The sequence below is a fragment of the Alkalibacterium kapii genome (assembly GCF_007988865.1).
GTDB lineage: Bacteria > Bacillota > Bacilli > Lactobacillales > Carnobacteriaceae_A > Alkalibacterium > Alkalibacterium kapii.
Genome location: NZ_BJUY01000024.1, coordinates 23,293 through 30,938, shown reverse-complemented (window position 1 = coordinate 30,938; position 7,646 = coordinate 23,293). Strand labels below are relative to the sequence as shown.

Annotated in this window: 5 protein-coding genes and 2 pseudogenes; 5 read left to right on the top strand and 2 right to left on the bottom strand. The window is 39.4% G+C overall.

What is annotated here, in order from left to right:
- Window positions 1-41: 41 nt before the first annotated feature.
- The 5 genes and pseudogenes from AKA01nite_RS09480 to AKA01nite_RS07935 form a co-directional block, all read left to right on the top strand.
- Window positions 42-826: pseudogene (locus AKA01nite_RS09480) on the top strand (PTS transporter subunit EIIB); the annotation flags it as partial.
- A 26-nt stretch (window positions 827-852) separates the two neighbouring features.
- Window positions 853-2,013: pseudogene (locus tag AKA01nite_RS09310) on the top strand (glycoside hydrolase family 1 protein); the annotation flags it as partial.
- Window positions 2,014-2,490: 477 nt separating this feature from the next.
- Entirely contained in the window at window positions 2,491-3,009 is a 519-nt protein-coding gene (locus AKA01nite_RS07945) for a YehS family protein (RefSeq protein WP_146924788.1), read from the top strand.
- A gap of 166 nt (window positions 3,010-3,175) precedes the next feature.
- Window positions 3,176-4,249, top strand: coding sequence for an AI-2E family transporter (locus tag AKA01nite_RS07940; RefSeq protein ID WP_146924787.1), 1,074 nt, complete (start codon window positions 3,176-3,178; stop codon window positions 4,247-4,249).
- A gap of 372 nt (window positions 4,250-4,621) precedes the next feature.
- The gene (locus tag AKA01nite_RS07935) at window positions 4,622-6,229 is read left to right on the top strand and encodes a peptidoglycan DD-metalloendopeptidase family protein (RefSeq protein WP_146924786.1); all 1,608 of its coding nucleotides are present in this window, start codon (window positions 4,622-4,624) and stop codon (window positions 6,227-6,229) included.
- A 79-nt stretch (window positions 6,230-6,308) separates the two neighbouring features.
- On the opposite strand, the gene AKA01nite_RS07930 is transcribed toward AKA01nite_RS07935, so the two are convergent.
- Both AKA01nite_RS07930 and AKA01nite_RS07925 read right to left on the bottom strand, forming a co-directional pair.
- On the bottom strand, window positions 6,309-6,776 hold the full coding sequence (locus AKA01nite_RS07930) for a threonine/serine exporter family protein (RefSeq protein ID WP_146924785.1): 468 nt from the start codon (window positions 6,774-6,776) through the stop codon (window positions 6,309-6,311).
- A gap of 12 nt (window positions 6,777-6,788) precedes the next feature.
- Complete coding sequence (locus AKA01nite_RS07925) at window positions 6,789-7,547, bottom strand: threonine/serine exporter family protein (RefSeq protein ID WP_146924784.1); 759 nt, start codon at window positions 7,545-7,547, stop codon at window positions 6,789-6,791.
- Window positions 7,548-7,646: the final 99 nt, after the last annotated feature.

Here is a 7,646-nt window from a genome sequence, read left to right as displayed (position 1 = left end):
TTTAGGCTATTTTAAAAATTTGAAAGAAAGAAGGAAACGAAATGGCATATAAAGAACTCGCAAGAAAAATTGTTGAAAATGTTGGAGGGAAAGAAAACGTCAGAAGTGTGGTTCATTGTATCACTCGCTTACGCTTCAAATTAAAGGATGAAGGGAAAGCGAATACAGAGGTCTTGAAAAATATGGATGGTGTTGTCACCGTCATGAAAAGCGGAGGACAGTATCAGGTAGTCATCGGTAATCACGTGCCCGATGTGTTTGAAGCAGTAGTAAAAGAGGGAGGATTCGAGACAAGCACTTCTCAGTCTCCGGAAGACGATTCCAACGATTCTGATCAGAGTTTACTCAGTCGCGCAATCGATACTATTTAAGCTATCTTCACGCCTTTCCTTGGTGTACTGGCTGCAACAGGTATGATCAAAGGTTTTAATGCGTTAGTCTTTCATTCGGTTTACTGACAGAAGCGTCTGGTACTTATCAGATCCTAAACGCCATCGGTGATTCACTGTTTTACTTCCTGCCGATCTTTTTAGGGTATACATCAGCCAAGAAATTTAATGTTAAACCGTTTGTAGGTATGGCTATTGGTGCCTCTCTTGTCTATCCGGCGCTGTCAGGCATATCCAGCGGTGAAGTGCTTTATACGCTTTTTGCGGGCACATTGTTTGAATCACCAGTTTATATTACTTTCATGGGTGTCCCGTTTATTTTGATGAGTTACTCATCATCAGTTATTCCGGTTATTTTTGCAACATACTTTGCTGGAAAAGTTGAGAGATGGTTGAAAAAAGTAATACCAGACGTTGTTAAGTTATTCTTAGTTCCTTGACTTTACTGATCATCATTCCTTTAAGTATTGCCTGGAGCCGTATTTTTCCAAAAGGCGACAAAATGGAACCGAATGAAGAAGGGCTGGCTTTTTATGACCGTGTATTCGATGAACTAGCCAAATATGATATCGAACCACTTGTAACGATCGCTCACTACGAAACGCCGCTCCACTTGATCAAAAAATATGGCGGGTGGAAAAACCGTAAATTAATTGAGTTTTTTGACCGTTACGTGGAAGCAATATATACTCGCTATCAGGATAAAGTGAAATACTGGCTGACATTTAATGAAATCAACGGCACAACCCACATCCCATTACTTGGATTAGGATTCTCTCCTGAAAATCAGGACACACGTCTCCAGGAAAGCTATCAGGGACTGCATCACCAATTCGTTGCAAGCGCCCGTGCGGTTCAAAAAGGACACGAGATTATTCCTGATTCACAGATTGGCTGTATGAAGATTTATGCACCTGTATACTCAATTGATTCAGATCCAAAAAATGTTATGCATGCACGTAAAGAATCAGACCTGTTCAACTTTTTCTATAGTGATGTACAAGTCCGCGGTGAATATCCTTACTTTATTGACCGTTATTTTAAAGAAAACAATATTTCTATCACTATGGAAGACGGCGATCTGGAAACGATCAAAAACGGGACAGCTGATTTTATTTCGTTCAGCTACTATATGTCACGTACAGATAAGAAAGAGAACTCAGCAGATGACATTGGACGAGGCAATTTGATCAGTGGGGTTAAGAATCCCTTCCTGGAAGCCAGTGACTGGGGATGGGAAATCGATCCCGTGGGCCTGCGCATTGCATTGAACGAACTATACGGCCGCTACCAGAAACCCTTGATGGTCGTTGAAAATGGTTTAGGCGCCTATGACAAAGTTGAAGAAGACGGAACCATCCAGGATGATTACCGCATAGATTATTTACGTGAACACATCAGACAAATGGGCGAAGCAGTCAAAGATGGCGTCGACTTGATTGGATACACAAGCTGGGGATGTATCGACCTTGTCAGTGCCTCGACAGGTCAATACTCCAAACGCTACGGATTTATTTATGTCGATAAGCACGATGACGGTTCAGGGACTATGGAACGAAAAAAGAAAAAATCGTTTAACTGGTACAAAAAAGTCATTGAAACAAACGGTAGAAATTTAGTCTAACAAAAAATCAACTGAACATGTCATTTTAACAATAAAAGCACTGATGAATCGGACGTTATTATCGATTCTGTCAGTGCTTTTTTAAATAACAGGATGTACTGATCATTTATGATGATTATTTTATTGAGATTTCGTTATATAGAATGTTTTCTTAAGCAGTGAGATAGAAAAAGGCACGTACTTCTTAAGATATTTGTCTAACTTAAGAAGTGAATGAAAACAAACGAGTACTGCTTAAGATAATCAGTTAGCTTCAGAAGTGGTTGGAAAAAAAGGAAAAACTCCTTAAGATAACAACATTTGAGACTCGTATCAGCTGATTTCTTCTTATTAAGTCTAAATTTAACAATATCAACCTAACGAACAGAACTTTAGTAGCTGGATAAATATTAAGTTTTATATCTTGAGTCGTTCCCGGTATACTGTATAAAGAAAAGAGCTCATGTAGATTGAGTTTATCAGAAAGGTGCTGATTTAATGAATAACAATGACCGATTGGTGCGGCTGCGGTACGCACTGGATTTAAAGGATGCAGAAATGGTGGAAATATTTAAATTGGGAGAAGCAGATATGACAGTAGGCGACGTCCGCTATCTTTTAACTAAAAAGGATGAAAGTGATATCGAAAACAACGATAACTTTTCAGAGAACCACTACAAGAAAGAATGTAGTAATCGCTTGTTTGAATCGTTTCTTAATGGTCTGATCGTCTACAAGAGGGGCCGACAACTGACCAAATCTGGTGAGCCTGTTAAAATGACTTACGCCTTAAAACATGACAAAGACGTCAATAATATTTTACTTAAAAAAATGAAAGTCGCTTTGAAACTCAAGAATGAAGACATGCTCGATATTCTTGAAGAAGCTGACGTTTATATTTCCAAAGGTGAATTGAGTGCTGTTTTGAGAAAAGAAGATCACCGTAATTATCAGGAATGCGGCGACAGATATGCACGGAATTTTCTTAAAGGATTAGCTATAGAATACAGAGGTTGATCAAATAACAGTAATAAAAGTGGCGCTTTTTTGAAAAAGTCTGTAACTCATTAGTGACCCGTTTTACTTTATAGTGGCAAGATAAAAAAATTCTGTTAAAGTAGAGAGAGCGGTAGTAACTAAGTTCACGTTTTACCGGTTTGATCACATATAAAAGGAGTTTGCCATGGTCCACTCTAAACTGACGCGACGTTTGATCAATGTCGTCTTGATTCTTTTAGCTGTCTTTTTACTAAGCTTATTATCTGATACTTTTTATCCCGTTTTCAGTGTAGCAGTTTACTTACTGATACCGATTATATTTGGTACGTATCTTTATTATGCTTTCCGTCCCATCAAACAGTGGTTGTTCAAAAAAACAGGTAAAGATGGTCTAGCTGCCTTTTTATCATTGACATTATTTTTAGTGATTTTCGGCTTTCTCTTGTTCTTTGTGTTCAAGGTTGTATATGAACAGGCCATTCAACTGGCAACAAGTTTAAACTTTTCTGAGATCTCTCAGTCAAATGCAACGCTGTATCAACTTATAGACCGGTATTTACCAGCCGAAGATCTGTTTAATGATGCAGTAAACTGGTTCCAGCGTAAAGTGGTTTCATTTTCCAGACGCTTACCGGATCTGTTTTCTAGTGTCGGCAGTATCGGCTCCCAAGTGCTGCTCACCTTTCTTTCGTTTTTCTATTTAATGAAAGATGATTCACTTATAAAGAAAGCATGGCAGGAACATCTAGCTAAACAGTACAAAAAAGAGCGAAAAGCACAGGACAAAGTAGCGGTGAAAATCGATCAGACACTGGCTACTTATATTAGTGGACAAATGATTGTTGCGATCATATTAGGTATTCTGATGTATTTTGGTTACTTGCTCATTGGCATTCCTTATGCCTTTTTGCTCGCAGTTATTGCTTTAGTGACTAATCTCATTCCCTTTATTGGTCCAATTATAGGAACAGTGCCGGCTGTGATTGTCGCTTTGACGATTAGTTTGCCGCTGGTTTTAAAAACGCTTTTGATTGCCGTCGTTATGCAACAGATCGAGTCAAATTTAGTGACGCCTTACATTATGGGAACGAAATTGCCCATCCATCCCTTTACAGTCATTATTGTAGTCCTGGTTTCGATCAATCTATTCGGCATCGTTGGTGCACTTATTGCGACACCGACATATCTGAGTCTCAAACTCATTGTCACATATCTTATTGAAAGAAGGTATGTCAGTATGCTGAAAGAGATGGATTAGTTTATCCAATTAATAGTCATAAGTAGGAAGCTTTTTTCGATTGCTGTTAGGAGTATCTCTTTTGTTAAAATAAAAAGTCTTAAAAAATTTATAAACGTATCAGTTTTGGCCAAAAATATATAGCCAAAGCAGATGCGTTTTTTATATTGAACTGGTTTACGAAGATGAAGTGAAATGAAATGATTTTCACAGTTATAAATAACTGAAGTTAATTTTGTCTAAAGTTTGTCTAAAACAAAGTGTAATATAACTGTAATCGACTATTGATTTTAACCTTTCTTAAAGAATGGTACTATTGGTCTAAGTTAGAAAACACTAAACTAATTAAAAGCCTATTGTAACGGAAAAATATGACATGATGGAGGAAATCACTTGAAAAATAAAATGATCATCGGTCTCGTCTCTTCAATGCTGTTAACAACTGCTGCTCCTATGGTGAGTAATGTCGCTTACGCTGAAGAAACTTTAGAAGAATTGCAGAAAGAAAAAGACACTATTGAAAACCGTTCAGAAGAATTAGGTTCTGTCATTGAAGAAACTGAATCCGAAATGAATGAATTGGAACAGGAAAGACAGGAACTGGAAACAAATATCCAGTCTCTTCAAATAACCATTGAAGAATTATCAAAAGACGTTGAAAAACAAGAAGGTTTATTAGAAGAAAAAAATAAAGAAATAAAAGAATTGAATAAAGAAATCGAACGATTGACTGAAGCCATCGAGTTGAGAAATGAAAAATTGCAGACACAAGCACGTGCGACCCAAACGAAATGGAACCCGACGAATATCATACATATGATTATATCGGCTGAAGATATTTCAGATTTAATTAGTCGAATGGGTATTATTGGTACACTTGTCTCAGCCAACCAGACAATAATCGAAGACCAAAAGCGTGATCAGGATGCGCTTGTTGAAGCTGAGTCGAAAATTCAGATGGAAAAAGAACAAGTAGAAACATTGTTAGTCGAAGTAAAAGCTAATCGTGAAGAACTCTCCGCTCAGCAGACGGAACTCGATAATGAAATCATGTATGTAGCTGAACGTTATCAAATGAATGCTGCTGAAAAAGAACAATTTGTCAGTGAACAGTTTGAATTGGCCCAGGAAACGATGGCTCTAAATGCAGACATCAAAGCTGAAGAAGAGCGTATCGCTGAAGAGAAACGATTGGAAGAGGAACGTCTGGCTGAAGAAAAGCGTCTGGAAGCTATTCGAATTGCTGAAGAAAAACGCTTGGAAGAAGAACGTGAAAAAGAAAATGCTAAAGCAGCAGCTAAAGATAAAGAAGTGAAAGCTGCTCAAGTTGTTCAAAAACAGGAAAAGAATGCTAAAAAAGAACAGCAGAAAAAAGATGCTGCCGCAGAAAGACGTGCAGAAGAAAAGCGTCAGGCAGAAAAAGCAGCCGCAGATAAACGTGCAGCTGAAAATAGAGAAGCAGAACGCAAAGCAGCTGCAGAACGCGCTGAAGCAGCAAGAAAAGAAGCTGCTCGAAAAGCAGCCGCTGAACGGGCAGAAGCAGAACGTAAAGCCGCAGAAGCAGCCAAAGCTGAGAAGGAAAAAGAACAAGCTGAAACGTCAAGCTCATCATCTAATGGTGGCTGGTTGCGTCCGGCAAGTGGTTATTTCAGCTCAAGTTACGGGTATCGTGTTCACCCAGTCACGGGCGCACGCGGGTCTTTCCATAATGGATTAGATATCGCTGGCGGCGGACCAATCAGAGCTGCAAGGTCAGGTAGAGTGGTAGCTGCGTCGTATTCAGGTACGTATGGCAACAGAGTCATCATCGACCATGGAGACGGTTATCGTTCCCTCTATGCACACATGCAGAATGGATTGAACGTGTCTGTCGGACAGAACGTGTCACAGGGTCAACAATTAGGTATCATGGGGACAACCGGCCGATCAACAGGCGTACACTTACACTTTATTGTATATAAAAATGGAAGAACAGTTAACCCGGCAAATTATATTAGATAAATAATAAAAGTGGAGGAACAGTCTATTAGACTGTTCCTCCACTTTTTCTGTGCTGGTAAACAACTTTACTGAACAAGGTTCAAGGTAAGTAACGTTTTTCCCGTCGTCCAAACGCCCGACTGGAAAAAACTTGAAATAAACCACTGTTAAGGGAAAGTCCTAAAGCGATAGCCCCTGATATTAAAAATGTTTCTGTGCCAAATAACAGTGCAGCTTCTGAATCTCCCTCTATAAAAGCACGCATCATAGAATAAGCTGAGCTCCCTGGAACGAGAGGAATAATTGCCGGAACAGCAAAAACGATGACGGGCATCCTATAACGCCTGGCGAACCACTGGCTCAAAAACGCAATGAGGAACGAGGCTGCACCCGCACCGATAAAGAGTACCAATTCAAACTGATAAGCGATAATATAAAAAACCAGCCAGCCCACAGCACCGGAAATGCTCGAAGCCAGAAGCGTTCGTGTCGGAACATTATACATGACACAAAAGCCAAAAGTAGAAACAAAAGCTGCCAGCAGATAAGTAAGATATGTTACGGTCATGAATTTACCTCCTTATAAAAATGCAAGAACGATGGCTATACCAATACCGATAGCACCTGCAGTAATCAAAGCCTTGGCTAGAACAGCGACGCCAGCGAGTAAATGACCCGCCATTAAATCTCTGAAACTGTTTGTGATAGCCATACCCGGTACCAGTGACATCACACTGCCTATGATAATGACGTTCTCATCTAGTCCAAAACCAAGCCGGACGAATATGACAGACATAAGGCCGATAAAAAAAGAAGCGACCATTTCAGCAAAAAAACTAACATTTGTCCAGTTGTTTACAACTTCGAACAAGTAATGACCAAGGCCACCAGCGATGAAAGCCGGAAGGACATCCATGAAAGAACCTCCAAACAAGAGAGTGAATCCTCCGCAGGCGAAGGCCATAGCGATATTCCTCTGGAAACGAGTGAAGTTAGTCGGCGTATTTATTATATTGGCAAGTTTTTTGTTGACCTTTTCAGGAGGCAATGGTTTTTTAGCTAACTGTCTGGACAAATCATTGACCATCGATACTTTTTCCAGGTTAGTATTTCGATCATTCATCCGCAGCAATTCGGTATAATCCTGTCCGTCATCATCCTGGATCGTGATAATTACAGCAGTGGGCACAACGAAAACATTGATATTATCAAACTGGTAACTTTTAGCTATCCGGTAAAGAGTATCTTCTACCCGATAAGTTTCAGCTCCGTTTTCTAGCATCACTCTTCCTGCCTCAACGCAAATATCTACAATCCGTGCCACAGGATACTTCTGCATACTGATCACTCCTTCTCCTGAAAAGTTCTTTTCAATACGCTTAGTATAACGATTATTTCATCTAATTGCTAATGGATTTCGTGTATTGATTTATTTTTT